The organism is Rhizobium nepotum 39/7, assembly GCF_000949865.1.
Lineage (GTDB): Bacteria > Pseudomonadota > Alphaproteobacteria > Rhizobiales > Rhizobiaceae > Agrobacterium > Agrobacterium nepotum.
Map to the genome: position 1 here is coordinate 190,355 of NZ_JWJH01000004.1, position 25,278 is coordinate 215,632.

At 59.8% G+C, this 25,278-nt stretch carries 27 protein-coding genes; 6 read left to right on the top strand and 21 right to left on the bottom strand.

Translation table 11 applies throughout. From position 1 onward, the window contains the following. Nucleotides 1-24 precede the first annotated feature (24 nt). Nucleotides 25-2,448 (top strand): phenylalanine--tRNA ligase subunit beta, encoded by a 2,424-nt coding sequence (gene pheT, locus RS75_RS05620; RefSeq protein WP_045018211.1) that lies wholly within the window; start codon nt 25-27, stop codon nt 2,446-2,448. Between the two features lie 54 nt (nt 2,449-2,502). Here pheT and RS75_RS05625 read toward each other — a convergent pair whose 3' ends face one another. Next, a complete protein-coding gene (locus tag RS75_RS05625) occupies nt 2,503-3,507 on the bottom strand; it encodes an aldo/keto reductase (protein ID WP_045018213.1) in 1,005 nt (334 codons plus the stop codon). Between the two features lie 175 nt (nt 3,508-3,682). Between RS75_RS05625 and RS75_RS05630 the strand changes: the two genes are divergently transcribed. Then, on the top strand, nt 3,683-4,573 hold the full coding sequence (locus RS75_RS05630) for a LysR family transcriptional regulator (protein ID WP_045018214.1): 891 nt from the start codon (nt 3,683-3,685) through the stop codon (nt 4,571-4,573). A gap of 11 nt (nt 4,574-4,584) precedes the next feature. Here RS75_RS05630 and RS75_RS05635 read toward each other — a convergent pair whose 3' ends face one another. From RS75_RS05635 to RS75_RS05650, 4 genes are all read right to left on the bottom strand, one after another. Beyond that, nucleotides 4,585-5,028, bottom strand: a complete 444-nt coding sequence (locus tag RS75_RS05635) for a GNAT family N-acetyltransferase (protein ID WP_045018217.1) — start codon at nt 5,026-5,028, stop codon at nt 4,585-4,587. Between the two features lies 1 nt (nt 5,029). Then, complete coding sequence (locus RS75_RS05640; RefSeq protein ID WP_045018219.1) at nt 5,030-5,980, bottom strand: aldo/keto reductase; 951 nt, start codon at nt 5,978-5,980, stop codon at nt 5,030-5,032. A 109-nt stretch (nt 5,981-6,089) separates the two neighbouring features. Next, nucleotides 6,090-7,073: a GlxA family transcriptional regulator gene (locus RS75_RS05645; RefSeq protein WP_045018220.1), complete on the bottom strand. Its 984-nt coding sequence runs from the start codon at nt 7,071-7,073 to the stop codon at nt 6,090-6,092. Next, nucleotides 7,073-7,633 (bottom strand): cysteine hydrolase family protein, encoded by a 561-nt coding sequence (locus RS75_RS05650; RefSeq protein WP_045018222.1) that lies wholly within the window; start codon nt 7,631-7,633, stop codon nt 7,073-7,075. The genes RS75_RS05645 and RS75_RS05650 overlap by 1 nt, the downstream gene beginning before the upstream one ends. A 182-nt stretch (nt 7,634-7,815) precedes the next feature. Here RS75_RS05650 and RS75_RS05655 point away from each other — a divergent pair, with 182 nt between their 5' ends. Continuing rightward, complete coding sequence (locus RS75_RS05655) at nt 7,816-8,799, top strand: Gfo/Idh/MocA family protein (RefSeq protein WP_045018224.1); 984 nt, start codon at nt 7,816-7,818, stop codon at nt 8,797-8,799. Here the strand turns inward: RS75_RS05655 and RS75_RS05660 are convergent. Both RS75_RS05660 and RS75_RS05665 read right to left on the bottom strand, forming a co-directional pair. Continuing rightward, a complete protein-coding gene (locus RS75_RS05660; RefSeq protein ID WP_045018226.1) occupies nt 8,796-9,167 on the bottom strand; it encodes a hypothetical protein in 372 nt (123 codons plus the stop codon). The genes RS75_RS05655 and RS75_RS05660 overlap by 4 nt on opposite strands. Before the next feature lie 12 nt (nt 9,168-9,179). Further along, nucleotides 9,180-9,422 (bottom strand): hypothetical protein, encoded by a 243-nt coding sequence (locus tag RS75_RS05665; RefSeq protein WP_045018228.1) that lies wholly within the window; start codon nt 9,420-9,422, stop codon nt 9,180-9,182. 190 nt (nt 9,423-9,612) lie between these two features. Here RS75_RS05665 and xseA point away from each other — a divergent pair, with 190 nt between their 5' ends. After that, nucleotides 9,613-11,211, top strand: a complete 1,599-nt coding sequence (gene xseA / locus RS75_RS05670; protein WP_045018229.1) for an exodeoxyribonuclease VII large subunit — start codon at nt 9,613-9,615, stop codon at nt 11,209-11,211. Here the strand turns inward: xseA and RS75_RS05675 are convergent, their stop codons facing one another. From RS75_RS05675 to RS75_RS05685, 3 genes are all read right to left on the bottom strand, one after another. Beyond that, a complete protein-coding gene (locus RS75_RS05675; RefSeq protein WP_045018231.1) occupies nt 11,212-12,414 on the bottom strand; it encodes a mandelate racemase/muconate lactonizing enzyme family protein in 1,203 nt (400 codons plus the stop codon). 53 nt (nt 12,415-12,467) lie between these two features. Then, on the bottom strand, nt 12,468-13,175 hold the full coding sequence (locus RS75_RS05680) for a FadR/GntR family transcriptional regulator (protein ID WP_045018233.1): 708 nt from the start codon (nt 13,173-13,175) through the stop codon (nt 12,468-12,470). A 110-nt stretch (nt 13,176-13,285) separates the two neighbouring features. Then, a complete protein-coding gene (locus RS75_RS05685; RefSeq protein ID WP_045018235.1) occupies nt 13,286-13,786 on the bottom strand; it encodes a MarR family winged helix-turn-helix transcriptional regulator in 501 nt (166 codons plus the stop codon). 81 nt (nt 13,787-13,867) lie between these two features. Here RS75_RS05685 and pecM point away from each other — a divergent pair, with 81 nt between their 5' ends. Further along, nucleotides 13,868-14,734, top strand: coding sequence for a 4-hydroxybenzaldehyde efflux transporter PecM (gene pecM / locus RS75_RS05690; RefSeq protein WP_045018237.1), 867 nt, complete (start codon nt 13,868-13,870; stop codon nt 14,732-14,734). A gap of 6 nt (nt 14,735-14,740) precedes the next feature. On the opposite strand, the gene RS75_RS05695 is transcribed toward pecM, so the two are convergent. The 3 genes from RS75_RS05695 to RS75_RS05705 form a co-directional block, all read right to left on the bottom strand. Then, nucleotides 14,741-15,979 (bottom strand): aminopeptidase, encoded by a 1,239-nt coding sequence (locus RS75_RS05695; protein WP_045018239.1) that lies wholly within the window; start codon nt 15,977-15,979, stop codon nt 14,741-14,743. 88 nt (nt 15,980-16,067) lie between these two features. Next, nucleotides 16,068-16,544 (bottom strand): Cys-tRNA(Pro) deacylase, encoded by a 477-nt coding sequence (gene ybaK, locus RS75_RS05700; protein ID WP_045018241.1) that lies wholly within the window; start codon nt 16,542-16,544, stop codon nt 16,068-16,070. Between the two features lie 12 nt (nt 16,545-16,556). Continuing rightward, complete coding sequence (locus RS75_RS05705; RefSeq protein ID WP_045018354.1) at nt 16,557-16,904, bottom strand: ArsC family reductase; 348 nt, start codon at nt 16,902-16,904, stop codon at nt 16,557-16,559. 210 nt (nt 16,905-17,114) lie between these two features. On the opposite strand from RS75_RS05705, the gene RS75_RS26845 reads away from it, so the two are divergent. Next, on the top strand, nt 17,115-17,282 hold the full coding sequence (locus RS75_RS26845) for a hypothetical protein (protein ID WP_003503889.1): 168 nt from the start codon (nt 17,115-17,117) through the stop codon (nt 17,280-17,282). 59 nt (nt 17,283-17,341) lie between these two features. Here RS75_RS26845 and RS75_RS05710 read toward each other — a convergent pair whose 3' ends face one another. The 8 genes from RS75_RS05710 to RS75_RS05745 all read right to left on the bottom strand — a co-directional run bounded on the left by RS75_RS05710 (nt 17,342) and on the right by RS75_RS05745 (nt 25,239). Further along, nucleotides 17,342-18,058, bottom strand: a complete 717-nt coding sequence (locus tag RS75_RS05710) for a 2'-5' RNA ligase family protein (RefSeq protein WP_045018243.1) — start codon at nt 18,056-18,058, stop codon at nt 17,342-17,344. A 104-nt stretch (nt 18,059-18,162) separates the two neighbouring features. Beyond that, nucleotides 18,163-19,740, bottom strand: coding sequence for a glutamine-hydrolyzing GMP synthase (gene guaA / locus RS75_RS05715; protein WP_045018245.1), 1,578 nt, complete (start codon nt 19,738-19,740; stop codon nt 18,163-18,165). Nucleotides 19,741-19,823: 83 nt separating this feature from the next. After that, nucleotides 19,824-20,462, bottom strand: a complete 639-nt coding sequence (locus RS75_RS05720) for a 5'-methylthioadenosine/S-adenosylhomocysteine nucleosidase (protein WP_045018248.1) — start codon at nt 20,460-20,462, stop codon at nt 19,824-19,826. Then, the gene (locus tag RS75_RS05725) at nt 20,459-20,908 is read right to left on the bottom strand and encodes a PaaI family thioesterase (RefSeq protein ID WP_045018249.1); all 450 of its coding nucleotides are present in this window, start codon (nt 20,906-20,908) and stop codon (nt 20,459-20,461) included. The genes RS75_RS05720 and RS75_RS05725 overlap by 4 nt, the downstream gene beginning before the upstream one ends. An 83-nt stretch (nt 20,909-20,991) precedes the next feature. After that, the gene (locus tag RS75_RS05730; protein WP_045018252.1) at nt 20,992-21,444 is read right to left on the bottom strand and encodes a TspO/MBR family protein; all 453 of its coding nucleotides are present in this window, start codon (nt 21,442-21,444) and stop codon (nt 20,992-20,994) included. Nucleotides 21,445-21,495: 51 nt separating this feature from the next. Next, on the bottom strand, nt 21,496-22,590 hold the full coding sequence (locus RS75_RS05735; protein WP_045018258.1) for a DUF1513 domain-containing protein: 1,095 nt from the start codon (nt 22,588-22,590) through the stop codon (nt 21,496-21,498). A 4-nt stretch (nt 22,591-22,594) separates the two neighbouring features. Beyond that, nucleotides 22,595-23,716: an imelysin family protein gene (locus RS75_RS05740; RefSeq protein WP_045018260.1), complete on the bottom strand. Its 1,122-nt coding sequence runs from the start codon at nt 23,714-23,716 to the stop codon at nt 22,595-22,597. Continuing rightward, nucleotides 23,716-25,239 carry a di-heme oxidoreductase family protein gene (locus RS75_RS05745; RefSeq protein ID WP_045018261.1) on the bottom strand — a complete coding sequence of 508 codons (1,524 nt, stop codon included), beginning with the start codon at nt 25,237-25,239 and terminating at the stop codon, nt 23,716-23,718. The genes RS75_RS05740 and RS75_RS05745 overlap by 1 nt, the downstream gene beginning before the upstream one ends. Nucleotides 25,240-25,278: the final 39 nt, after the last annotated feature.

A 25,278-nucleotide genomic window follows, 5' to 3' on the forward strand; every position in this document is an offset into this window, starting at 1 on the left:
TCCGGTTAGCCAAGGAGCAAAGACATGAAATTCACTCTTTCCTGGCTGAAAGAGCATCTCGAAACCGATGCGACGCTGGACGAGATTTGCGAGCGGTTGACGGCTATCGGTCTTGAGGTCGAGGACGTTGACGACAAGGCGGCCTACAGGCCTTTCGTCATCGCCAAGGTCGTTTCCGCCGAAAAACATCCGGAGGCCGACCGCCTCAAGGTGTTGATGGTGGATGCCGGTGACGGCAAGCCGGTGCAGATCGTTTGCGGTGCGCCGAATGCGCGCGCTGGCCTTGTCGGTGCGCTCGCGCGTCCGGGCGTTTATGTTCCGGGCATCGATGTCACGCTTGCTGTCGGCAAGATACGCGGTGTCGAAAGCCATGGCATGATGTGCTCCGAAAAGGAGCTGAACATTTCCGACAGCCACGACGGCATCATCGACTTGCCGGAAGACGCGCCGGTCGGCACATCTTTTGCCACCTATGCCGGGCTTGACGATCCGGTCATCGAGATCAATCTGACGCCAAACCGTCCGGACTGCACCTCGATCTACGGCATCGCCCGTGATCTCGCCGCTTCCGGTCTCGGTAAGCTCAAGACAAGGCCCGCGCCGTCCTTCAAGGTGGAAGGTGCAACACCGGTCGACGTCAAGCTGGAACTGGACGATGCAGCGCTCTGCCCCGGCTTTTCGCTGCGCATCGTGCGCGGTGTGAAGAACGGTCCTAGCCCGAAGTGGATGCAGCAGCGCCTGATGGCGATCGGCCTGCGCCCCATCAATGCGCTGGTTGATATCACCAACTACATGACCTTCGATCAAGGCCGGCCGATGCACGTCTTCGATGCCGCCAAGGTGAAGGGTGACCTCACGGTTCGCCGCGCCAAGGAAGGTGAGAGCATCCTTGCGCTCGACCAGCGTGAATACAAGCTCGGCCCGAACAATGTTGTCATCGCGGATGAAAAGGGCCTCGAGTCGATTGGCGGCGTCATGGGCGGCGAACATTCCGGCTGCGACGAAAACACCGTCGACGTGCTCATTGAGTCTGCCCTTTGGGATCCGATCAATATCGCCAAGACCGGTCGTTCGCTCGGCATCATCACCGATGCGCGTTATCGCTTCGAGCGCGGCGTCGATCCGGAATATATGGTTCCGGGTCTGGAACGCACCACCGAACTGGTTCTGGAACTGTGCGGTGGCGTCGCCGGCGAAGCGAAGGTCGTTGGTTACAAGGGTCATCAGCCCAAGGTGGTGGATTTTCCACTGGCGGAAGTAAAGCGACTGACCGGTTTGGAAGTCTCAGCGGAAGAGAGCCTCACCATTCTTAGAGGTCTCGGTTTCGGCGTCGAGGGAACGGGCGAGCGGGTTTCCGTTACCGTCCCATCCTGGCGTCCGGATGTCGATGGCAAGGCCGATCTGGTGGAAGAGGTCATGCGCATCCATGGCGTTGACAACATCAAGCCGGAACCGCTGGAAAGCTTCGGTGCCGTCAACGGCCGTATTCTAACCACGCTGCAGATCCGCACCCGCACCGCGCGCCGTGCGCTCGCGAGCCGCGGCATGCTGGAGGCCGTCACATGGTCCTTCATCCCCGAAGCGCAGGCAAAGCTTTTCGGTGGCGGTTCGCCGGCGCTGAAACTGGCCAACCCCATCGCAGCCGATATGTCGGACATGCGGCCCTCTTTGTTGCCGGGCCTTCTGGCCGCCGCACAGCGCAATGCCGACAAGGGGCACGGCGATGTGGCGATCTTCGAGGTCTCCGGTACCTATGAGGGCGATACGCCGGAAGCCCAGCGCCGTGTCGCCGGCGGCGTTCGCCGTGGTACAGCCTCGCTCGCAGGCAGTGGCCGCATGTGGTCCAATGCTGTAAAGGGCGGCGGCAAGCCGGTGGATGTCTATGACGCCAAGGCCGATGCGCTTTCGGTACTCGAAGCCTGCGGCCTGCCCATGGCCAATGTGCAGATCGAGGCCGGCGCTCCGGGCTGGTATCACCCCGGCCGTTCCGGCACCATCAAGATGGGTCCGAAGGTCGTGCTCGGTTATTTCGGTGAATTCCACCCGAAGACATTGTCCGAACTGGATGTTTCCGGCGCCTATTGCGGTTTCGAGATCTATCTCGACGCCATGCCGGAGCCGAAGAAGAAGGCGACCCGCACCAAGCCGGCGCTTGAACTTTCGCCCTTCCAGGCGGTCAAGCGCGACTTCGCTTTCGTAGTCGACAAGTCGGTCGAGGCAGGCGCCATCATCAAGGCGGCGACGAGTGCCGATCGCAAGCTGATTACCGGCGTCAATGTCTTCGATATTTTCGAGGGCGCATCGCTTGGCGAGGACCGCAAGTCTGTCGCCATCGAGGTTCAAATCCAGCCGGTCGACAAGACGCTGACGGATGAGGATTTCGAGGCGCTCACGGCCAAGATCGTAGGTAACGTCGAGAAATCGACGGGCGGCGTTTTGAGAGCATAGGGCCTCGTCGCATAGATTGGAAAAAGCCGCGGCGGCTGCCGCGGCTTTTTGTTTTTAACGGTTCGCCATCTGTGACATGCGCTCGGGATAACGTTGGCCGGCGACCTTTGTTGGAGCCAGCAACGTGCCGAGGCTGGCGACCTCGTCCGCCGTCAGCGATACGTCCGCCGCAGCCACGTTTTTCTCCAGATTGGCGATTTTTGTCGTGCCGGGGATTGGAACGATGAAGTCGCCCTGTGCCAGAACCCAGGCGAGCGCCAGTTGTCCGGCAGTGATGCCCTTTTGGGCCGCCATATCTTCCAGAAGCTTGATGAGAGCCAGATTGGCGTCGAAGTTCTCGCTTTGAAAGCGTGGCAGGCTGCGGCGGAAATCATCGGATGCAAGGCCGTCAAGCGTCTTCAGTGCGCCTGTCAGAGCACCGCGACCGAGCGGACTGAAGGGCACGAAACCGATGCCGAGTTCACGGCAGGTTTCCAGCACGCCATTCTCTTCGGGATCACGGGTCCACAGCGAATATTCGCTCTGGATGGCCGCGATCGGGTGAACGGCATGCGCCTTGCGGATGGTCGCGGCACTGGCTTCGGAAAGCCCGAGCGCCTTCACCTTGCCCTCGCGCACCAGATCGGCCATCGCGCCCACCGTCTCCTCTACCGGCACGTCGGGGTCGACGCGATGCTGGTAATAGAGATCGATGACATCGATATCGAGCCGTTTCAGCGAGGCTTCCGCAACAGCGCGGACATTTGCAGGCGAGCCGTCAACACCCTGGATCATCTCCGCCGCTGAAGGTTTGCTGCCATCGATGCGGAAACCGAACTTGGTGGCGATGACCACCTTGTCGCGATAGGGCTTCAAAGCCTTGCCGACGAGGATTTCGTTTTTGAAGGGGCCGTAGATTTCCGCCGTATCAAAAAATGTGACGCCAAGCTCCACGGCGCGGTGCAGTGTGGCGATCGCGCCGCTTTCGTCGGCTGAAGGGCCATAGGCATGGCTCATACCCATGCAGCCAAGCCCCAGTGCGGAAACGGAGAGGTCTTTTCCGAGAAATCTGTTTTTCATCTGTCTGTCCTTTATTAGAGTATGTCTCCCAAAAGTGTTCAGCGGTTTTGGGACAAAGACATGCGTCAAAACAAAAACTTAAATGCCCTCTGTCGAGCATGACGAGAATATAACGCCGCAAGGCGGCAAAAATAATCGCTGCAAATCCGTGCGGGTTGTTCTATCATTTAGAACAATGAACCGCGTGCAACTCTCTCAGCTGGCCGTCCTCGCCGCCGTCGCCGAAGGCCGCAGCTTCCGCAAGGCTGCGGCTGAACTTGCCATTGCACCATCGGCGGTCAGCCATGCGGTGTCGTCGCTGGAGGCGAGCCTTGGCCTGCGTCTGCTTCACCGCACCACCCGCAGCGTTTCGCCGACAGAGGAGGGCAAGCGACTTCTCGAAACGCTCGGACCGGCTCTTGCCGATATAGATACGGTCATTCAGACACTCGCCGAACATGGCGGAAGAGTTGCCGGCCCTCTGCGCGTCACCCTGCCTCGGCTTGCGACCGAGGACCTCATCATGCCGAGGCTCGGTAAGTTCCTGCGGCTTTACCCGGATATCTCCCTGGAGATTTCGACGGATGATCGCTTCGAGGATATCGTTGCGAAAGGTTTCGATGCGGGTTTTCGGCTCGGTGAGCATCTCGAAGCGGATATGATTGCCGTGAAAGCCAGTGGCCCATGGCGTGGCGCGATTGTCGGTGCGCCCTCCTATTTCGCAGAAAATCCTCCGCCGCGTGAGCCGGGGGATTTGATGCGGCATCGCTGCATCCTCCGCCGCTTTTCCAGCGGCCTTCTTTACCGCTGGGAGCTTGAAAAGGACGGCAAACCTTTGGTGGTTGATGTGCGGGGACCACTCATCCTGTCGGACCAGAGCCTCATCCGCCGGGCGGCGATCGACGGGTCGGGTCTGGCCTTCGTTTTCGAACAACGCGTGGAGGACGATATAAAAGAGGGCAGGCTGGTCCGCGTGCTGGAGGACTGGTGCGCGCCCTTTGACGGTTTTTATATCTATTACCCCTCGCGCCGGCAGATGCGCCCGGCGCTGAGGGCTTTCGTTGATTTCTTCCGCTTCAGAAGTTGAGGCGCTCCGTGTCAGATCGTGATGCGATAGCGGATATGGCCGTCGCTCTTTATGTAGCTGTCGTAGAGCTTTTGGGCGCGATGGTTATGCTCGTCCGTGTTCCAGTAAAGCCGTGACCAGCCCTTTTCCTTGCAGATGGCGATGAGGTCGTCGATCAGCGCCCGGCCCGTTCCTTTGCCGCGGATCGCGCCGTCGACAAACAGGTCCTCCAGATAGCAGTCCGGCGTTTTGACCCAGGTGGAATCATGGAAGTGGTGGATGGCGAAACCTGCCATGCTGTCGCCGAGAAAAGCCGCACGCATGGAAACACGCGACGCAGGGTCGATGATGCGCTGCCATGTGTGGGCCGTCACGTCGTCGGCAAGATTTACATTGTAGAAGGCGAGATAGTCGGTCCACAGACGCAACCATTCCGCATGGTCGCCCGGCTGCGCGTCACGAATTGACAGGTCCATATTACGCACCTGCCTTGTCGAGAAGCGCCATCATCTCATCGGTCAGCTTCAGATCGACGGCGCGACTGAAGCTTTCGAGCTGCGACAGGCTGGTGGCGCTGGCGATCGGCGCCGTCACGGCCTTCTTCCGCAACAGCCATGCCAGCGCGATATCGGCAAGCTTGGCCCCGGTTTCCGCAGCAACCGCATCCATGGCGCCCAGAACGGCAAGGCCGCGTGTGTTGAGATATTCGCCCACCCGGTAGCTGCGGGCGACGCCTTCCGTATCGGCCTTGGCGCGATATTTTCCGGTGAGGAAACCGGCCGCAAGGCTGTAATAATTGATGACGCCGATCTCTTCCCTGGCGCAAAGTTCGGCAAGCGGACCTTCGAAATCCGCGCGGTTGTAAAGATTATACTCCGGTTGCAGCACGTCGTAACGCGGAAGATTATTCTTCGCAGCCGTGTCCAACGTCTCCTGAAGCTGGCTCGCCGAATAGTTGGAGCAGCCGATGGCACGGATTTTCCCCTGTTCCTTCAACTTTGCGAAGGCGGCAAGCGTTTCCTCCAGCGGCACGTCCGCGTCCGGCTTATGGGCGAGGTAAAGATCGATATAGTCGGTTTGCAAACGCTTGAGCGAAGCTTCGACGGCCTCTGCGATCCATTTGGCGCCAAGGCCCGTCTTCTGGCCGCGATTGTCAAAACCGACCTTGGTGACGATCACCGCATCTTCGCGCTTCACGCTCGACTGTTTCAGCCATTTTCCGATAATGGCTTCGGACTCGCCGCCCTCATGCCCATCCACCCATGCCGAATAGACATCCGCCGTGTCGATGGCGTTGAAGCCGGCGTCGAAAAATGCATCGAGCAGGGCAAAGGAAGTTTTCTCGTCCGCCGTCCAGCCGAACACGTTGCCGCCGAAGACGATCGGGGCGATGGAGAGGCCGGTGCGGCCAAGGCTTCGTTTTTCCACGGGGAATGCTCCTGTTGCTGTCTTGTGGCAAGATTAGCAACTGCTTGCCGTCATAACCATTCAATTCCTTTGATGGCATTCATCAGGCAACGGGAAAAAGCGGCTGAAATCAGGCCTGAAAGCCGCGATAGTGGCTGGGCGGGAGGCGATTGTGCTGTTGCCACACGCGCCGCAAATGTCGGGCAGAGGCAAAGCCCGCCCGCTCAGCAATGGCTTCCATATCCAGGCGGCTGTTTGCAAGAATGTCACGGGCGAGATTGACCCGCATCAGGTTGACGTAGTCGATGACACTGATCCCGGTATGCTCGCGAAACAGGCGGGACAGATGCCTTTCGCTGAGTGCGGCAATATCCGCCAGCCGTTCCAGCGACCAGTCCTGAGCCGGCTCAGTCATCACCCGGTCCTGCACCCGGTGAATGGCGGGGTGGATGTGATTGCGGCCGGTAAGCCAGGGGGAGATTTGCGGATCATTACCGCTGCGTCTGAGATAAACTACCATGTTTTTGGCAATCCGCGCCGCGACCGCCGGCGATGTCAGGCGGGAAACGACATGCAACATCAGGTCGGTGCCGGTAGAAATACCGGCGCTTGAGAAGCGGTTGCCATCCTCCACGAAAAGGCGGTTTTCGGCCACCTGCGACAGCGGTGCGATGCGTCGCAGCGCTTCGACGCAATCCGCATGTGTCGTGCAGCTCCGCCCGTCGAAAAGCCCGGCGTCGCCCGCCAGAAGCGCGCCGGAGCAGATGGAAATGACTGTGGTGTCCGCGCGCACTGCGCGGCGTAGCCATGCCACCAGCGCCTGCCGCTCCCGTCGCATCTCCGGCGCGTTGTCGAAGTGGGAGATGCTGCCGGAAATCAGCAGGAAGGCATTTTCCGGCAGGGTTGCGGGCAGGGTCTCCAGCCCGCAGAGCCCAAGGCCGATGGAGGATTGCTGTTGATCATGTGCTGCAATGTAGCGGCAGTCGAAATGGATGTCGCGCTGTTCCGTGTTGGCGTAACGGATCACCTCCAACGGGCCGGCAATGTCGAGCAACAGCGCGTGCGGCGGCACAAGCGTGTAAAAGGGAATGATACGTGTGCCGCCTTTGTCCATCAGGCGGCCTTTTTGACGGTTTCGAGAATGTCGTCGACGGTCGCAATGCGCGCGAAGCGGTCGGCCAGTACCAGTTCGGTCCGTGTGCGGATATCGTCCGCACTGAACACGGTGCCGGAGGCGTGCGTCATCGGAAAGGTAAGCGTCGCCTCGGTGACGTAATCGACGGTGTAACCGAGGTCAGATGCATGACGAGTAGTCGTTTCGCAGCATTGTTCGGTGCGGATGCCGGAGACGATCAGCCGGTTGATGCCCTTCTGCGTCAGCCAGATATCAAGACCGGTGCCAGCGAAAGCCGAATGGCGGTTCTTGTGAAAGGTGACGTCAGGGGTGATGCGCACACCCTCCAGCGCGCGGATATACCCGCTCTCCTCTGCAAAGGCCCGGTCGCCATCGACGTGGTAGATTTGCACGACGGGAATTCCGGCGGCTGTCGCGCCATCGATCAAAGTCTGTTGTTTCTCAAGATAGGCGGCAAGTCCGCTTTCCTCGAAATAAGGGGTATGCCGGAAGGACTCCTGAACGTCGATGACAAGAAGAGCGGTGTGAGAAGAGGACATTTCATGATTCTCCATTGGGTTCATGCATAGCATAATCCACCCTAGAAAGGATGGAGAAAAGCAGGAAAACCGACAAAGGAGGGACAAATCCAGCCATCCACTTTCGCCGTCTCGCTTTCGCACGGCTTGCCACGCTGCACGACAATGGTAAGTTTCCAGAAATTGCAGAGTGGGAGAATGGAATGTTGCGCTTCGGAATAATTTCAACGGCGAAAATCGCTCAGGATCATGTCATTCCGGCGATACAGGATGCGCAGAACTCTGTGGTCAGCGCCATCGCCAGTCGCGATCACGCCAAGGCCCGCGTGGTTGCCGACCGGTTTTCCGTACCCCATGCCTTCGGCTCCTATGAGGAGATGCTGGCGTCGGATGTGATCGATGCGGTCTATATTCCGCTTCCCACCGCTCAACATGTGGAATGGGTCATAAAAGCCGTCAATGCCGGTAAACATGTTCTGTGCGAAAAGCCGATTGCTCTGAAAGCTCAGGAGATCGACGCCCTCATCGAGGCGCGGGATCGCAACGGCGTCGTCGTGTCGGAGGCCTTCATGGTCACCTATTCTCCTGTTTGGGCCAAGGTGAAGGAATTACTGGCCTCGGGCGCGATCGGAACGCTGAAGCATGTGCAGGGTGCTTTCAGCTACTTCAACCGCGATCCTGACAATATGCGCAATATTCCCGAACTGGGTGGCGGGGCCTTGCCGGATATCGGCGTTTACCCGACCATCGTGACCCGTTTTGCCACCGGTGCCGAGCCGAAGCGCGTACAGGCAAGCGTCGAGCGCGACAGGGAGTTCGGCACCGATATCTACTCCAGCGTCAGGGCCGATTTTGGCGATTTCGAACTGAGTTTTTATCTGGCGACGCAGCTTGCCGCCCGCCAGCTGATGGTTTTTCACGGTACTGACGGTTACATCGAGGTCAAATCTCCCTTCAACGCCAATCGCTGGGGTGCGGAAGAGATCGAGCTGACCAATCAGGCCCATAACCAGTCGCAAATCTTCCGGTTTCAGGATAGCCGCCAGTACAAGCTACAGGTGGAAGCCTTTGCCCGAGCAGTGAAGGGCGAGGGTGAAGTCGTTACGCTGGAAAGCTCGAAGAAGAACCAGCTTTTCATCGACGCCATTTATCGGGCGGGCGAAAAGGACGGTTGGGAGACGGTTTAATCCCGGTCCGTCTGCTGCTTTTGCAGTCGCCTGTAGCCGTAAAGCGCCAGCACCAATGCCGCGAGTGCCGAAAAGGCAAGCGGAACTAGCGGCTGCACCAGCGGATTGCGCCATTGCAGCAGGACGAATAGTCCGACGCCGACGATTCGAGAGATAAGCGTGACGGCGTTCGTTGGAAAGCCGTTCACCTTGCCGGGTCCATCGCCGTTCGAACGGTTCAGCCGCCAACTCGTCGCAAGCCCTGCCAAAGCTCCCGGCAGACGGGCGGCGAGTGGGTCGACTCCGATATAAAAAATCAGCAGACAGGTGATGGCGAGGTCTACGGTCAATCCGTAAATCTCGGTCAGGGCAAAGTGGGGAAGCCGCAAGGCCGTGCGCTTTTAAAGCGTCGGCTGTGTGGAGCGCGGGCGTTGCAGCACGAGAAGGCTGATGACGACACCCACGACGCCGAAATTGTAACCGGCAAGCGCCAGGAGCGGCGACATCAGGGGCACGGCCGTGGAAGAGAGCGCCATTGCGACACCATAGGCGCCGATAATCATCAGGCAGATGAAAACGATGCTGAATACCGAACGCAACGCAACTGCGGTTACGCCGAGCACTGTGGCGGTAAGAAAAATCATGGGTGCCGCCTCCTCTTTGGTTGCCGGGTCTGGGACAAGACGTAGCGTCTCCTTCCCTAACGAACCCTTGTTTTCTCCCCCATTCCTCATTTTCCTAACCCGTTAGTTGAGGATATGGTTTCATCGCCGTTAAAACAGGGCCGATCAGCGTCGGCATTTCCGAATCGACGGGTTTTGGTTACAAACAGGCATGAGTGATTTCTTCTCCAATGCCGCATTGAGCAATCTTGCCGAGTTTTCGGTGTCCGAACTGTCGGGTTCCATCAAGCGAACGGTGGAGACGGCTTTCGATCAGGTGCGGGTGCGCGGCGAGATTTCCGGCTATCGTGGTCCGCATTCCTCGGGACACGCCTATTTTTCGCTGAAGGACGATCGCGCCCGCATCGATGCGGTGATCTGGAAAGGCACTTTCTCGCGGCTGAAGTTTCGCCCGGAAGAGGGCATGGAAGTCATCGCCACCGGCAAGGTCACCACCTTCCCGGGTTCCTCGAAATATCAGATCGTCATAGAAAGCCTCGAACCGGCCGGTGCCGGCGCGCTGATGGCGCTGCTGGAAGACCGCCGCCGGCGTCTGGCGGCGGAAGGGCTGTTCGATCCGGAACGCAAGCGCCGTCTCCCGTTCATGCCGCGTGTCATCGGTGTCGTCACCTCGCCCACGGGCGCGGTTATTCGCGACATTCTTCACCGCATTTCGGATCGTTTTCCCGTCCATGTCGTCGTCTGGCCGGTCAAGGTGCAGGGCGAAGGCTCGGGCGAGGAGGTGGCGAATGCCATTCGCGGTTTCAATGCGCTTCAACCCGGCGGGGAGATTGCGCGTCCCGACGTGCTGATCGTCGCCCGTGGCGGCGGCAGTCTGGAAGATTTGTGGAGCTTCAACGACGAAATCGTTGTGCGTGCGGCTGCCGAAAGTGAAATCCCGCTGATTTCCGCCGTGGGGCATGAGACCGATACGACATTGATCGACTACGCTGCCGATGTGCGCGCGCCGACGCCGACAGGTGCCGCCGAAATGGCCGTACCGGTGCGGGCTGAGCTGGAAGCGCAGCTTTCCGGCCTTGCCGCGCGCCTTTCAGGTTCGGTCTCGCGGCAGATGGACAATCGCCGTCAGGGCGTGCGGGCGCTGGTGCGCGCGCTGCCGTCGCTCGATCAGCTTCTGGCGTTGCCGCGCCGCCGGTTCGACGAGGCTGCAAGCGGTCTGGGTCGCGGGCTTGAAATGACGACGCTGAACAAGCGCCGCGCCTTCGAACGTTCCGCCTCGGGTCTCAGGCCGGAAACCTTGCTGAATGGTCTCAAGCATCACAGGCAGCGGATTACCGAGCGTATGCACCGCGCCGAAACCTTGGTGGAGCGGCGTCTGTTGCAGGGAAAAGGCCGCGTCGATTCGTTCGACTCATCGCTGCGTTCGCTCCCCGCCCGCCTGCTCGGCCAGCTGGAGCGGCAGAAGGAGCGGGTGGTCACCGCCGCGCGCCGGGCCGATACCGCTGTGCTGCATCGTATGGCGCAGAACCGATCCGGCCTTGCCGCCCATGACCGCATCCTGCAATCGCTCTCCTACAAGAACGTGCTCAATCGCGGTTACGCCGTGATCCGTGACGGGGAAAACCGGCCGCTGACCCGCGCTGCCGCTATTGCATCCGGTGCTGTGGTATCGATGGAATTTGCCGATGGCCGCGTATCGGCGCTCACCACGGGCGAGGCGGAACCGTCTCCGGAGGCCGCCGTGGCACCCAAAAAGAAGCCGGTAAAACCGGCTTCTTCTGGCCCGGGCAATCAGGGCAGCCTGTTCTGATCAGATCGACGCCGCATCCGAAAAACGGCGGCTGACGGTGAAGGTCTTTTCGATATCGGGGTGCAGCTCCATGCCGAGACCGGCGCCCGGCGGCACGGTGATCATGCCGTTTTTCACTTCCGGCAATGCGGTGACGAGGTCGCGATACCAGGTCTTGTAGAAGGCGCGCACACTTTCCTGCACCAGCGCATTCGGTGCGTTGAGCGACAGATGCGTGGAGGCGCACAGCACCACCGGGCCGGTGCAATCATGCGGCGCGACCGGCAGATGCCAGGCCTCCGCCATCGACGCGATCTTGCGCGCCTCGGAAAGCCCGCCGCACCAGCTGATATCCAGCATCACCACGCCGGCAGCACCGGTTTCCAGAAGATCGCGGAAGGCCCAGCGGGAGCCGAGTGTCTCCGATGCGGAAATCGGCGCTGGCGAAACGGCGGCATAACGCGTCAGGCTGGAAAGGCTGTCCATCTTGATCGGGTCTTCGTGCCAGAAGGTCTGGTAGGGGGTAAGTGCCTTGGCGATCTGCATGGCGGGCAGAAGCTGCCACATGGAGTGAAACTCCACCATGATATCCATCTTGTCGCCCACTGCCTTGCGGATTTTTTCGAAAGGCTCGAGCGCGCTTTTCAGGTCCGGCATCGAGATATATTGCCCGCGCGTCTTTTCCGCCGCCGCATCGAAAGGCCAGATCTTCATGGCGGTGATGCCGTCTTCCAGAAGCGAATGGGCAAGTTCGTCCGCCCGGTGCAGGAAGCCGTTCAGATCGTCATAATCCTTACCGCCGGAAAGGCCGTAATTGGCCGTCTGCTGGCCGGTGGCCTTCTTGATATATTCGGTGCCGGCGCAGGTATTGTAGGTGCGGATTTCCTTGCGGCTGAAACCGCCGAGCAATTGGGCGATGGGCTGGTTGGTGGCCTTGCCGAAAATATCCCACAGCGCGATATCGAAGGCCGAATTGCCGCGTACTTCCGCACCCGATGAACGAAAGCCGAGATAACCGACGAGATCCTGCGCCAGAAGGTCGATCTGCAACGGATCGCGGCCGATCACGCGGGGTGCGATATATTCGTGCACATAGGTTTCCACCGTCGCCGCGCCGTAGAAGGTTTCGCCAAGCCCGGTAATGCCCTCATCCGTATGGACCAGAACCCAGAGCAGGTTTGCCCGTTCCGCCACGCGGACGGTTTCAAGTTTGGTAATTTTCATGAAGTGTCTCCTCCAGAGGCAGGCAGTTTTCCATCTGGAACTGCGTTGAAAAATCAGGCGATGCCGGCGGCCAGAAGCGCATGCACGCTTTCATCGAAATGCCGCGCCATAAGCGTTGCGGCCGTTTGCGGGTCGCCCGCGGCAATGGCCTGTCCGATGGCGACGTGAAGTTCACCTGCGGCATGGCGCTGCGCGTCGGATGTGCGGCTTTTCCAGCCGATCGGCCATGTTCGGCGTGTCACATTCTGGAAGGCCCCGAGAATGAGTTCGAAAACCGGGTTCTTGGAGGCTTTGGCAATGGCGAGGTGAAAGGCCAGATCGTGTTCCATGACCTTGTCGTTGTCGCCGAAATCCCGCTCCATATTGTTGGCATGACCGAGAATGGTGAGCGCTTCCGCATCCGTTCGCCTGAGCGCCGCCAAGGTCACGGTTCTGACTTCGATGGTGCGGCGCACGTCGTAAATCTGCTGGATGTTGATCTGCTCGGTGTGAATGCCATGTTCGAACATCAGCGACATCGCGCCGTGATCCAGCGTCGCCACGGTGGCGCGCTTGCCGGCGTTGACATCGATCAGCCGCATGGCTGACAAAGACCGGAAGGCTTCGCGGACAACTGTGCGGGAGACGCCGAGCTGTTGCGAAAGCGAAAGTTCGCTTGGCAACTTTGCGCCGGGGGCAAGTTCGTTTTCGCGAATGTGGCGAGTGATTGCGCCAATCGTGCTGCTGACGAGACCGGTTTCATGCGAAATGGCGTTATACATTTTTCCTCCAACCTGTAGTACAGGTTTACGGAAAATTGCTTACAGGATTTTTTTCACGGAAACAAGCATCATCGCCGGCGCGATTGCCGGTTCCTGTCCGCGCCGCAAGCCTATTCCTCGAAATCCTGCAAGAACCGCTTGAGAAGCCGGTTCAGCGTCGTGCGTTCTTCCTCGCTGAGGTGGGCGACCAGCCGTTTCTGGTTCTCGACATGGGCGCTGACCGCGTCCTCGACAATGGCAAATCCCCGCTCGGTCAATGATATCAGCACGCTGCGACGATCCTGCGGGTTGTGGATGCGCTCCACCAGCCCGGCTTTTTCCAGCTGGTCGATCCGGTTGGTCATGGTGCCGGAACTCACCATGGTCATGGCCAGCAGATCGCCAGGAGAAAGCCGGTAGGGTGGCCCCGCGCGCCGTAATGTCGCCAGCACATCGAAGGCGGAGGAGGAAAGGCCGTGTTTCAGCAGCACCGCCTCGACCTCGCGGCCAAGATGCGTGCTGAGCCGGTTCAAACGCCCGAGTAGCCCCATGGGCCCGACATCGAGATCGGGTCGCTCTCTGCGCCATTGCGCCAAAATATGATCGACGTGGTCCAGCGGTTCTTTGCTCATCACCAAGGCATAACAATTGGTATCTTGACGTCAAGATAAAATTACCTAGATTGTATTTATCTTGATATAGAGAATCTTGAAATGAAGAAAAATACGACATATGCAGCCGACGTGCTGGTGACCGCACTCGCCCCCGCAATCTGGGGGACAACCTACTTCGTCACGACCGAATTTTTGCCGCAGGGATATCCATTCCATGTCGCGATGCTGCGTGCATTGCCGGCCGGCGTGCTGCTGCTGTTTCTCGTCAGAAAACTGCCGGAAGGCATCTGGTGGCCGCGCAGCTTTATTCTCGGCGCACTGAATTTCTCGTTTTTCTGGGCGATGCTCTTCGTGTCGGCCTACCGATTGCCCGGCGGTGTCGCGGCGACGGTTGGCGCGGTCCAGCCCCTGATCGTGATCGGCCTTTCCCGACTGTTTCTCTCCGCGCCGGTCCGGCCGCTCGCCATCGCCGCTGGTTTTCTCGGCATTGTCGGCGTTGCGCTTCTGGTTCTGGCGCCGGGTGCTGTTGCGCTGGATGGTATCGGCGTGGCTGCGGGTCTTGCCGGTGCCGTATCCATGGCCTTCGGAACTGTGCTGACCCGGAAATGGCGGCCACCGGTATCGAACCTCACCTTTACGGCCTGGCAATTGACGGCCGGCGGCATCCTGCTCCTGCCGGTCGCATATTTCCTGGAACCGGCGTTACCTGCACCGACCACGGCCAATATTCTCGGCATGGTCTATCTCGGGATTATCGGTGCGGCCTTGACCTATTTTCTGTGGTTTCGTGGGCTCGCCCGCATCGAACCCTCCGCTGCCGCATCGCTCGGTTTTCTAAGCCCTGTCGTTGCGACTTTGCTCGGCTGGCTGGCGCTAGGCCAAAGCCTCACGCCAGCGCAGATCGTTGGGTTTGTTGCGGTGCTTTTCAGCATCTGGCTCAGTCAGCGCAGCCAGTTGCCGAGATAGGCCTCGTCAGGCCCATTCGCCTTTGCGCATTACCGGAACCGTGGAGCCATCCGGCTTCACGCCGTCAATATCCACCTCGTCGGAACCGATCATCCAGTCGATGTGGATCAGGCTGGAATTGCCGCCCTGCGCCTTGATCTGATCCTGCGACAGCGAAGCGCCATCGACGAAGCACTTCGAATAGCACTGACCCAGCGCAATGTGGCAGGAGGCGTTTTCGTCGAAGAGCGTGTTGTAGAACAGGATGCCGCTTGCCGAGATCGGTGAGGAATGCGGCACAAGCGCCACTTCGCCGAGACGCCGCGCGCCCTCGTCGGTATCGAGCACCTTGTTCAGCACGGCTTCGCCCTTCGAAGCCTTGGCTTCCACGATACGGCCAGCCTCGAATTTCACCTGGATATCGTCGATCAGCGTTCCCTGATGTGAAAGCGGCTTCGTGCTGGACACGTAACCATCCGCGCGCAGCGCATGAGGTGTGGTGAACACTTCTTCCGTCGGGATGTTCGGATTGCAGGTCACGCCGTTCTTGGCGGTGGATGCGCCGCCATGCCATTCGTGGCCGTCCGCCAGGCCGATTTTCACATCCGTGCCGGGACCGGTGAAATGCAGCGAAGCGAAGTGTTCTCCGTTCAACCATGCCGAACGCTTGGCGAGATTGGCGTTGTGCTCCGCCCATGCCGCAACCGGATCGGCCAGATCCACCCGCGAGGCGGCGAAAATGGCGTCCGCGAGTTTGCGGACCGCTTCGTCTTCCGTCACATCGGGAAAGACCTGCCTCGCCCAGGACGGGTTCGGATAGGAGATGATGTTCCAGTTGATGTCGAAATTGGAAATCTTCTCCAGCGCCGGCTTGTAGGCCGTGGAATTGGCCTTGTTGGCGCGCGCCACCTTGGAAGGGTCCTGTTCGGCCAGCAGCATCGGGTTGTCGCCCGCGATCGCAAGACGTGCCGCGCCGTTGGCATAGGCCTTCGCCATGCCGTCATAAAGCCAGCCGGAAGCCCGGTCGAAATTCGCGTCACTGGCGTGGCGGTAGCGGGAAAGCGTGGTTTCCTCGTCGGAATAGAAGGTGGTGACCAGCCCGCCGCCGGCAAGATAGGCGTGTTTGGTCAAGAACCGCACCAACGGCAACGCCGCCAGCGGAGCAGTAATCACCAGATCCTGATCTTTCTGTAATTGCAGGCCGACCTTGACGGCGACTTCGGCAAGTTTTTCGAGTTTGACGGGATCGATGGGGGAAACGGTCATGATCTGCCTTCGTATATGTCAATCTGAGGCGCCGACCATAGCCCATTCTTTTCGAAAGCCAAATGCTTTCAAAAGCGGTCTGAGAGCATCAGTCGGCCACAAGCGGCGCGGCGATCGCCTTCAGCGCCGCCTGCGCATCGAGTGGGGAAAGTCTTACCTGCAAGCCACGCTGCCCGCCGTTTATGTATACATATTCGTGGGTCATGGCTTGCGCCTCCATGGCCGTCGGCACCTGCTTCTTCTGCCCGAAAGGGCTGATGCCGCCGACATGATAACCGGTTGCCCGTTCCGCATCGGCAGGCTTCATCATGCTGGCGGATTTGCCGCCGAATGCTGCCGCGAGCTTCTTCATGCTCACCTCGCGGTCGGAGGGCACGACGACGCAGACCGGCTTGCCGTCCAGCTCCGCCATCAGCGTTTTCAAGACCAGATGCGGCGCCTCACCGATCGCCTCGGCCGCCTGCAAGCCGATCCGGTCGGCATTCGGGTCGTAGTCATAGGTGACCGTGGTGAAGCTTATGCCGGCCTTGGTCAGCATCTGCGTCGCGCGGGTTGTCCTGGACATGGCGGGCGGCGCTCACGCAAAGAGGGTCTGATAGGTTTCCGGCTTGAAACCGACGGTTATTTTATCCTTCGCCTCCAGCACTGGGCGCTTGATCATGGAGGGTTGCTCCAGCATCAGCCCGATGGCCTTATCGCGGTCCAGTTCGGCCTTCTTGCCGTCATCCAGCTTCTTGAAGGTGGTGCCGCCGCGGTTGAGAACCGTTTCCCAGCCTGCGGCATCGCACCATGTTTCAAGATGGGCCCGGTCGATACCCGCTGACTTGTAGTCATGGAAAGAATAGTCGATGCCGGTGGCTTCCAGCCAGCTTCTCGCCTTTTTCATCGTGTCGCAGTTCTTGATGCCGTAAATGGTGACCGTCATGTTGTCCGCCTCTTTGCCTTGGCCCACCGGCATAACAAAATCTTCGTCTTATTCAAGCCGCCGCCTGTGGGTGCGCTTTAAGCTATGCAAAAACGCAAAAGCTGACATCCAAACGAGCGCGAGCAAAGCTGCATGGCTTCCTTGCTACATCATGAGTTGTAGAACAGGCCGAAAATACCCATTATTTGGCTATCAAATATGGAGAGAAAAATGCGTCAGGTTGCAAAGACATCGCGTAACTTCTTCGGCGAAACTTTCGCCGTTCTCGGTGCAGCACTGTCGGTTTCGGCCGCTGTTCGCGCGCATCGCAAGCCGGCCCGCGCCGACCTCGAAGCCCTTGGCATCGACGGCAAGGCTTTCGACAAGGTCCAGCTCTAAGCTGGTTATCGTTTGCAGCGAGGCGATACTGCCTCGCTCGTGCATGGGCTCTGGTGGCGTTACCGTACCGCCAGCTTTCGATTGGACCGTTTTTTTGGGCCGATCACTTTTTCCGGTAAAGGTATCTGGCTTTCGAGCGGCTCGTAGCGATCGGCTTTCGCCGAAAGCGCGAAGCGTCCAAGTGACTCGTGCCGTGTTTCGCCATTGTGGCTGAAAATCAGCTCAAAATTGCCAGCCAGCCAGCTATAGGGTTTTCCTTCCGGCATCGGCTCTATCTTCCCGCAGCCGTAAATCATGGTGATGTGCGGCGTGAAAGACGATGCCGCAATATAGGGAAGATTTGCCCGCCAAAGCGCGCGCTGCAACATCTTCACCAGAGCGCTCATCTCCGGCATGTCACGGCTGCTTCGCAGCACCAGGCTGTTTCGATTGCCGAAAAGCGAGCTTGCATCCAGCGTGATCGGAACGGGCCGTGCCCTGACTTCCCCCAATGCCGCCTTCAGCCTATTTGTCAGGCCGTGAGGGACGGTATCGAAACATCCGATACACATCAGCGTTATATGCAGAAGCTCTGCGGGATAGGCCTCACGCAGCGTGCGTCCTTCCGCGTGGTGTGATGCATCGGCAAAAATTCTCGCCGCGAGGGTCGGCGGCGGCTTCAAGACCAGCAACAGCTTGCTGAGAAATCGCGGACTGAAGCGCCGTATTTTCTGCGGCTCCAGCCCATCAAAATAGAGCTGCCTTAAAGCTCCTCCATCCGTCAACTCGCAACCCATGACGATGCTCCACAGCCTTATGCCAAGGCCGGGAAACTATCATCGTGCGGCGACGAAATAAAGAACAAAAGAAGAACAAAAGGCGGAATTGCTCCGCCTCCGTTTTATTCCCACTCGATCGTGCCGGGCGGCTTGCTCGTAACATCATAGACGACACGGTTGATGCCGCGGACTTCGTTGATGATGCGGGTTGCCGCGCGGCCGAGGAAATTCATGTCGTAGGGATAGAAATCCGCCGTCATGCCGTCCACGGAGGTCACGGCGCGTAGCGCGCAGACGAAGTCATAGGTGCGGTAGTCGCCCATCACGCCAACCGTCTGCACCGGCAGCAGCACGGCGAAGGCCTGCCAGATGGTGTCGTAAAGACCGGCCTTGCGGATTTCGTCGAGATAGACCGCATCGGCCTTGCGCAGAATATCGAGCTTCTCGCGGGTGACCGCGCCGGGGCAGCGGATCGCCAGACCCGGACCGGGGAAGGGGTGGCGGCCGATGAAGCTTTCCGGCAGGCCGAGTTCGCGGCCAAGCGCACGCACCTCGTCCTTGAAAAGCTCACGCAGCGGCTCCACCAGCTTCATGTTCATGCGCTCGGGAAGACCGCCGACATTGTGGTGGCTCTTGATGGTGACGGAGGGGCCGCCGGAGAAGGAAACGCTTTCGATGACGTCAGGGTAAAGCGTGCCCTGTGCCAGGAATTTCGGAGCGCCCTTGCCATCTGCGGCAATCTTCGCCGCTTCGGCTTCGAAGACTTCGATGAACAGGCGGCCAATGGTCTTGCGCTTCGCTTCCGGGTCGGAAACGCCCGCCAGTTCCCCGAGGAACATGTCTGCGGCATCCACATGTACCAGCGGAATGTTGTAATGATCGCGGAACATGCCGACGACCTGCTCGCTTTCGCCAAGCCGCATCAAGCCGTGGTCCACGTAAACGCAGGTCAGCTGGTCGCCGATCGCCTCATGGATGAGGATCGCCGCAACCGAGGAGTCGACACCGCCGGACAATGCGCAGAGCACGCGGCCGGTGCCGACCTGATCGCGGATCTTGCGGATCATCTCGGCGCGATAGGCCGCCATCGTCCAGTCGGATTTCAGACCGACGATCTTGTGCACGAAATTGGAAAGCAGCTTGCCGCCGTCAGGCGTATGCACCACTTCCGGGTGGAACATGGTGGTGTAATAATGGCGCGTCTCGTCTGCGGCGATGGCGAAAGGCGCGTTCTCGGAGGTCGCGATGACCTCGAAACCTTCCGGCAGTTTCGTCACGCGGTCGCCGTGGCTCATCCAGACGGGATAGCTCTCGCCCTGTTCCCAGAAGCCTTCGAAAAGTGGGCTTGCCTTTTTGATGTCGATGTTGGCGCGGCCGAATTCCGCCGCATGACCACCCTCGACAACGCCGCCGAGCTGGGTGCAGAGCGTCTGCTGGCCGTAGCAGATGCCGAGGATCGGAACCTTGCTGTCGAACACCGCCTGCGGCGCGCGCGGGCTTCCTTCAGCCGTCACCGACGCGGGGCCGCCGGAGAAGATCACGCCCTTGGGCTGAAGCTTCTCAAACGCCTCTGCGGCATTCTGGAACGGATGGATTTCGCAGTAGACCCCGGCCTCGCGGATGCGGCGCGCAATCAGCTGCGTCACCTGGCTGCCGAAATCGATGATGAGAATGCTGTCGGGATGGGCTATCTGGGTCATGGCGAGCCTTTAAAGAAAATGGCGGCTTTAGGCAACCCGGAAGCGGGCGTCAAACAGCAGAAAATCGCGAAAATCGCAAGGTTTCAAAGGGAGATCGCACCGTCTTCGATGGCGTGGCAAAGCCGGTCGACGGCATCTGCGAGCTTTTCATCGATGATGTGCAGATATTCCGTCCAGTCGTCCACATGGTTTACATCGGCCTTGCCATCGGAAATACCGCGCAGGCCGACGAGCGGCACGCCGAAGCGCTGGCAAGCCCTGAGCACGGCATAGGTTTCCATTTCCACCATATCTGCGTCGATCAGCCCATAGGCCTCGCCCGAGATGACGTTGGCGCCGGTGGAAAGTCGCGCCTCGGCAAGACCGGGTATGCGCAATGGCAAGGCCACCTCGGCGGGTAGATCGAGAAACGGCGTACGGCCCTTTTCGAAACCGAAGGCGGAAGCATTCATATCGCGATAGGAAACCGAGATCGCTTGATAGACGCCCGTTTGCTCCAATGTCCGCGATCCGGCGGAGCCGAGCGAAACGACGAGGTCAGGCAGATGGTCTGCCGCATCGAGACCGGCAAGAACGGCCGTGACCGAAATCGCCGCCTCGACCGGGCCGACGCCGGTCATCAAGGGCGCAATGCGCGCCTGGAGATGCGGGCCGTATTCGGCGGAAGCCGCCATGACGAAAAGAACGGATTTGTCGGCAACATGTAAAAGCCGGTAGCTCATTCGGTAATATCCTCGCGGCCCTTCACCACCATCATCGTGCCCGTCATGGAGGCGATCAGTTTCGCCGGCCCATCCGAAAGCGCATAGGCGCGGCCGTCTGCCACAATCAGGTTGTTGCCCGGCTTGATGATTTCGCCACGAAACAGGAAGCGTTCGCCGCGTCCGGGTGACATGAGGTTGACCTTGAACTCGATGGTCAGCAGCGAGGCTTCCGGCTCGATAATCGTATAGGCGGCATAGGTGCAGGCGGTGTCCAGACCGGCGGCAATGACGCCCGCATGCAAGATACCGTGCTGCTGCGTCAGCTTTTCATGAAACGGCAGCTCGATTTCCACCAGCCGATGTTCGATACGGCTGATCTGCGCATCGATTGCCTGCACGACACCCTGCCGCGCAAAGCTTCTTTCTATCCGCTGACGAAAATCGCCGGGATCCGTGATCTCCATGGTCTACCTGCCTGCATTAAGTCCCCATCGCAAACTGACATGGCCTGTGGCGACGGGCAAGGCAAGGATTGCTCGGGCAAAATTTAGTTCAGCAAGACGATACTCGCGTTCAGCACGGTGGCGAAGGCGACCCAGACGGCATAGGGCGCGAATAGCCACATCGATATCCTGTCACGGCTGTAGGTGAGCGTGATGAAAGCGACGATGCAGATGAACATCGGAATGATGATGACAAGCCCGCCTGTCGGGCTTTGCATGCCGAAAAAGATCGGCGACCACAGGAAATTCAGCACCATCTGCGTGAACCAGAGACGCATGCGCGTCCCCATCAGTTTGCGGATCCATGTCCGCGCGCCGGCGATGCCGATCATCACGTAAAGCGTTGTCCAGACCGGGCCGAATATCCAGTTGGGCGGGTTGAAGAATGGTTTCTGCAGCGATTGATACCATTCGCCGGGCACGTTGTTGACGCCGATCAGCGCTCCAATGGCAACGACTGCAACCACGAAAATAATGTACACGGCAAGGTTTTTCATGACGCATCCAATGCACCGGCCGTGCTTTTGTTCCCGTGCCTTTTCAGTATTTTAGCCGGAGATGCGCACGATGTGCTGATCCCATGCCACCTCGCTGCGAACGGTCTCGAAAAATCCGTCATAGGAAGAAACCGCAATGCCGCTCTCGGCAGGGGCGACGCCCGCTGCCTCACGCACCGTCGTCTCCGATACGACGCGCCCGGTTTTCGCGTCCAGTGTCACGGCTGCGTTGCCGTTGGGCGAGGTCAGGCCGACCAGTCCGTCGCGTCGGTTAACGGCGATGGCCCCGACATAATTGGCAAGCCGCACCGTCGTTTCCTCCGGCAGATAGACGAAGGCCAGGTCCTCGCCCTTCGAGAAATGGCCGACAAGCGGCGGAAGATCGTTGCGCGGCCCCTCATATTGGCAGGCGAACCAGACGCGTCCGTCATCACCGAGGTCGACATGGCGGGTGGAAAGCTGACGCAGCTGCTCCGGCATCGCATGTTTCTGGATCAACTGGCCGCTGGCAGCATCAAGAAGCACGAGCGACGGCTGCATGTTGTCGATATTGAGTTTGGTACGGCCGAAATCCGGGTGTGTCTCGATGCCGCCATTGGCGATCACGATCAGCCGCCCGTCATCGCTCACCGTCATGTCATGGGTGCCGACACCGTGAGCGTCGTATTCGCCGATGCGGACAAATCCGTTGTGGGCATCATAGAGCCCGATAACGCCGCGATTGCCGTCGAAGTCGTTTTCGCTGGCATAGAGGATCGCGCCGTCGGGGGAAAATTGCCCGTGGCCGTAGAAGTGGCGGTTTTCCGGCGTGTGCATGACGATAGGCTCGCGACGCCGCGCCGGGTCGAAGGCCATGAAGAAGGTGCCGGGCCTGCGCGCGAAGGCCACCGTCATGCCCGTCGCATGGCTCGTCGCCATTCCATGGGCACGGGACGGCAGGGCGACGCGGTCGATGATCTCGCCGCGTTCGCTTACCGTTGCGATGCCGTAGGACCCGTCACGGGCCCGGAAGGCGGAAGCGAAAACGGCATCGGCGCGTTCGAGCGCATACAGCGAGCCGGGGGCAAGCGCTGCGAGAAAGGGAATTCCCGCCGCCTTGATGAAGCTGCGCCGGTCTATCAGCATCGGCTTTTTGCCTGATATCACCGGCTCAGTCTCCGTCAGCGAAGGAAAAGCCGGAACTGAGGCCGATCGCGCCGCCATACTGGTCGTTGAGGCGGTAGATCAGGTCCTTGCCGTTGAGCAGCAGATAATCGACCTTGGCGCGCTGCTGATTGTCATCAAGCGCTTTTTCCACGTTGGTATCGATCGTTCCGGCAATGCGGATCATCGATTTGGCAATGAAGTCGATGGAGTTGACGATGGAACGCTGGTCGGGCGGCACGAGTTCCACCATATCCGCCGTGTGCAGCAAGGTCTGAACGGCCTTGATGTTTTCGGCAATGCTCTTCCAGGTCAGGCCGGACCGCCAGTAGATGGCCGTGCGGGGAAATCTGGCCTTGTCCGGCCCCTTGTAGAAGGTCTCGATACGCTGGTCGCGGATCGCTTCGGAGCCGTGCACGAGAATGCCGAGCAGGGCGACCAACGCCTCGCGTTCATCGCGAAATACGGGATTGTCCGCTCCGGGCTGCGTCCAGTTTTTCTGCGCGCCATCAGGTGCGTTCCAGCTCTCCGAAAGCTCCGCCGCCACATTGGCGATATTGCCGGCAATCGCTGCGCCGTAGCGGCAACGGAAATCGCCTTTTTTGTCGAGCAACTCATCCGCGCCGGTGCCGTAGAGTACGAATTCCAGTGCGCCAAGGCCCTGCGCAGCGACACTCTTGCCCTTCAGGCTGTCGGCGCTGGTGACGCTTTCATCTTTTTCCGCAAGATAGCGCTGTACCTGCTTCAGGCCGAGACCCTTCTTGTCGGGGTAATAGAGCACGCGTTCGAAACGGTTATGTTCGATCACCGGGCCAACGCGCACGATCTCGATGGTCGACCAGTTTGAGACCGTATCGGCAAAAGCTGCCTTGGCCATCTCATTCGTCGTTTTGGAAGGGGCGGCGCAGAAAGCCTTCATGCTGTCTTCCAGCCTGTCGGCTGATCGCCGGAAACGATCATAGCCGGGACGGATGAAACCGTTCACGGCTTTTTCCATCACGCCCCGCACCTGCACCGGGTCGAGCGGCGGCGGCGGCATCAGTTCCACGTCCTGCGCCATGGCGGGCTGCATGGTCAAAAACAGCAGCACGGAGATAAGGCCGGAGATTTTTCGCATGGCATTTTTCATCAAAGGGACTCCAGAAAAGCCAGCAAAGCCTGCCGGTCGGATTTTTGCAAGGCGGCAAAGGCGTCGCGCGCGCTCTCGCCTTCGCCGCTGTGCCATAATATCGCTTCTGTCGGGCTGCGCGCCCGCCCGTCATGCAGGTAGAAACCGTTGCCGTTCACGCTTTGCGTCAGGCCGATACCCCAGAGCGGCTGGGTTCGCCACTCGCGTCCGCTTGCTTCGCCTACTTGCTGGCCGTCCGCAAGCGCCTCGCCCATGTCGTGCAGTAGAAAATCGGAATAGGGCCAAATCAGCTGGAAAGAATGCATGGGGTCGGCGTCGTCACGGCGAGTGACGAATTTCGGTATATGGCAGGATGCGCAGCCGGATGCGTAGAAAAGCTGCTTCCCCTGCAAAACGGCGGGATCACCCACATTGCGACGCTGTGGCACTGCGAGGTTCTCGGTGTAGAATGTCACGAGATCGAGAATGGGGTCGGGGGCTTCCACTGGCCCTAGCCGCGGCTGCACGCCGGTCGGCATGGCAAGACAGTCCTTCTGGACATCGGTGCAATCGCCAGAGGCGTTTGGAGCCTCCGGCGTGGAGATGCCGATATCGTGGGAAAAGGCGCCGGCGCTTTGATCGCGCACGCTGGCATTCTGGGCTTTCCAGCCAAACCGCCCGAGTTTCACCTCGCCGGTCCGGTGATCCCGCACAAAGGCCGGACGACCGGAAATACCATCGCTATTTTTGTCGTCCGGATCTGCGCCGGCCAGGATGTCGGCCTCGGCAATGGCCTCGATCAGCCCAAGCCCGAGGGTGGGCATGGCGACGCGTGCCGACAATGTCGTATCGGCGCCTAGCGGGCCATATTGCAGGTCCGCCACGGCGTAGTCGGGCTTGCGCAGCATCACCACCTCGCCATCGGCCAGCCGCACGGGCTTTTCGGCATAGGTGACGAGAGGCTTACCCTCTGCCGCGAGGCCGGGAATGGCAAGGTTCTGAAGCTGCCTGCCATAGGTCTCGTCGGGAAAATTCAGCACCTCATGGCGCGCAATCGCCGCCCGTTCCGCCTCACTGTGGGCCGGTCGGGCCAGCCGCAGAAACATCGAGACGGCATCTTCTCCGGCACGCGGCGGACGGCCTCTACCGTCCTTCACATGGCAGGTCTGGCAGGATCGGGCGTTATAGAGCGGCCCCAGCCCGTCCGAGGCCTGTGTGGAGGAGGGGGAAGACACCCAGAGCTTCTGGAACAGCGCGTTGCCGAGCTTGAAATCCTGTTTCCGCTCGAACGTCATCGTGGCGGAAGGATGCGAAAACGCGCCGCTGTCGGGTTTATTGGTGCTGGTCGTTGCCCCGGCGGACATCGCTTCGAAGGGTTCCGGCCGGGTAAAATCCGTCGTCGGCGCGGTCACGGTGTCAACGCGCCTGCGGTCTTTCTCCGTCAGATCGTCACGAAGCGGCGCGGCAAGCGTCATCGATGCCACAAGGCAGGCTGCCCCGGCGAAGAAGAACGGCTTGCTGATCGACGGCGGCAAAAACTGCATGGGAGTAACGGGCCGCAACGGGTTGCGGCCCGTCCGCTG

Excerpts from the sequence above, each read along its gene's own strand:
- guaA (WP_045018245.1), bottom strand. The coding sequence starts at position 19,740 with ATGACCCAGATAGCCCATCCCGACAGCATTCTCATCATCGATTTCGGC.
- RS75_RS05720 (WP_045018248.1), bottom strand. The coding sequence starts at position 20,462 with ATGAGCTACCGGCTTTTACATGTTGCCGACAAATCCGTTCTTTTCGTC.
- pheT (WP_045018211.1), top strand. The coding sequence starts at position 25 with ATGAAATTCACTCTTTCCTGGCTGAAAGAGCATCTCGAAACCGATGCG.
- RS75_RS05740 (WP_045018260.1), bottom strand. The coding sequence starts at position 23,716 with ATGAAAAATGCCATGCGAAAAATCTCCGGCCTTATCTCCGTGCTGCTG.
- RS75_RS05635 (WP_045018217.1), bottom strand. The coding sequence starts at position 5,028 with ATGGACCTGTCAATTCGTGACGCGCAGCCGGGCGACCATGCGGAATGG.
- RS75_RS05705 (WP_045018354.1), bottom strand. The coding sequence starts at position 16,904 with ATGACGGTCACCATTTACGGCATCAAGAACTGCGACACGATGAAAAAG.
- RS75_RS05695 (WP_045018239.1), bottom strand. The coding sequence starts at position 15,979 with ATGACCGTTTCCCCCATCGATCCCGTCAAACTCGAAAAACTTGCCGAA.
- RS75_RS05745 (WP_045018261.1), bottom strand. The coding sequence starts at position 25,239 with ATGCAGTTTTTGCCGCCGTCGATCAGCAAGCCGTTCTTCTTCGCCGGG.
- RS75_RS05710 (WP_045018243.1), bottom strand. The coding sequence starts at position 18,058 with ATGGGTTGCGAGTTGACGGATGGAGGAGCTTTAAGGCAGCTCTATTTT.
- RS75_RS05675 (WP_045018231.1), bottom strand. The coding sequence starts at position 12,414 with ATGAAAATTACCAAACTTGAAACCGTCCGCGTGGCGGAACGGGCAAAC.
- RS75_RS05680 (WP_045018233.1), bottom strand. The coding sequence starts at position 13,175 with ATGTATAACGCCATTTCGCATGAAACCGGTCTCGTCAGCAGCACGATT.
- RS75_RS05730 (WP_045018252.1), bottom strand. The coding sequence starts at position 21,444 with ATGAAAAACCTTGCCGTGTACATTATTTTCGTGGTTGCAGTCGTTGCC.
- xseA (WP_045018229.1), top strand. The coding sequence starts at position 9,613 with ATGAGTGATTTCTTCTCCAATGCCGCATTGAGCAATCTTGCCGAGTTT.
- ybaK (WP_045018241.1), bottom strand. The coding sequence starts at position 16,544 with ATGTCCAGGACAACCCGCGCGACGCAGATGCTGACCAAGGCCGGCATA.
- RS75_RS05665 (WP_045018228.1), bottom strand. The coding sequence starts at position 9,422 with ATGATTTTTCTTACCGCCACAGTGCTCGGCGTAACCGCAGTTGCGTTG.
- RS75_RS05650 (WP_045018222.1), bottom strand. The coding sequence starts at position 7,633 with ATGTCCTCTTCTCACACCGCTCTTCTTGTCATCGACGTTCAGGAGTCC.
- RS75_RS05645 (WP_045018220.1), bottom strand. The coding sequence starts at position 7,073 with ATGGACAAAGGCGGCACACGTATCATTCCCTTTTACACGCTTGTGCCG.
- RS75_RS05685 (WP_045018235.1), bottom strand. The coding sequence starts at position 13,786 with ATGAGCAAAGAACCGCTGGACCACGTCGATCATATTTTGGCGCAATGG.
- RS75_RS05630 (WP_045018214.1), top strand. The coding sequence starts at position 3,683 with ATGAACCGCGTGCAACTCTCTCAGCTGGCCGTCCTCGCCGCCGTCGCC.
- RS75_RS26845 (WP_003503889.1), top strand. The coding sequence starts at position 17,115 with ATGCGTCAGGTTGCAAAGACATCGCGTAACTTCTTCGGCGAAACTTTC.
- RS75_RS05655 (WP_045018224.1), top strand. The coding sequence starts at position 7,816 with ATGTTGCGCTTCGGAATAATTTCAACGGCGAAAATCGCTCAGGATCAT.
- RS75_RS05725 (WP_045018249.1), bottom strand. The coding sequence starts at position 20,908 with ATGGAGATCACGGATCCCGGCGATTTTCGTCAGCGGATAGAAAGAAGC.
- RS75_RS05625 (WP_045018213.1), bottom strand. The coding sequence starts at position 3,507 with ATGAAAAACAGATTTCTCGGAAAAGACCTCTCCGTTTCCGCACTGGGG.
- pecM (WP_045018237.1), top strand. The coding sequence starts at position 13,868 with ATGAAGAAAAATACGACATATGCAGCCGACGTGCTGGTGACCGCACTC.